The organism is Nitrosomonas supralitoralis, assembly GCF_003011925.2.
In the GTDB taxonomy this organism is placed as follows: Bacteria; Pseudomonadota; Gammaproteobacteria; order Burkholderiales; family Nitrosomonadaceae; genus Nitrosomonas; species Nitrosomonas supralitoralis.
Genome location: NZ_PXXU01000206.1, coordinates 1 through 409, shown reverse-complemented (window position 1 = coordinate 409; position 409 = coordinate 1). Strand labels below are relative to the sequence as shown.

Annotated in this window: 1 protein-coding gene; it reads right to left on the bottom strand. The window is 40.6% G+C overall.

All coding sequences use genetic code 11. From position 1 onward, the window contains the following. Nucleotides 1-409, bottom strand: a 409-nt coding sequence (locus tag C7H79_RS17450; protein ID WP_147383677.1) for an FAD-dependent oxidoreductase, incomplete at both ends; no start/stop codon positions are given.

The window sequence follows — 409 nt, the reverse complement described above, 5'->3', positions numbered from 1 at the left end:
TGCTTGAATATCTTCCGCTGATACTACTTCCCCACTTTTTATCCAATCACTATACTGAGCTAATGTATTAGCTGTCTCTGAAATAAATGCTGATATGCCGTGAAAAACTTTCCGAGATGGGCTGTAAATTGCAGACCATGGGTTATCTCTGCCCATAATTTGATCCGATACAATCATCGCTCCCAACATACAATGAGTCATACCATTACCGGAATCTCCAGTAATTACATAGACATTATTATCATCTAATGGATTTTTGCCTAAAAATGCTAATCCATCAGATGGCTCCAAGACTTCGCCCGACCATTGATATACTACCGATTGCGCCATGGGAAAGCGCTTTCTAACCCATTCTTCAATCTCTCTATATCGATGCTCAGGATGTGAATCTTGACCAACCTTATGGTCC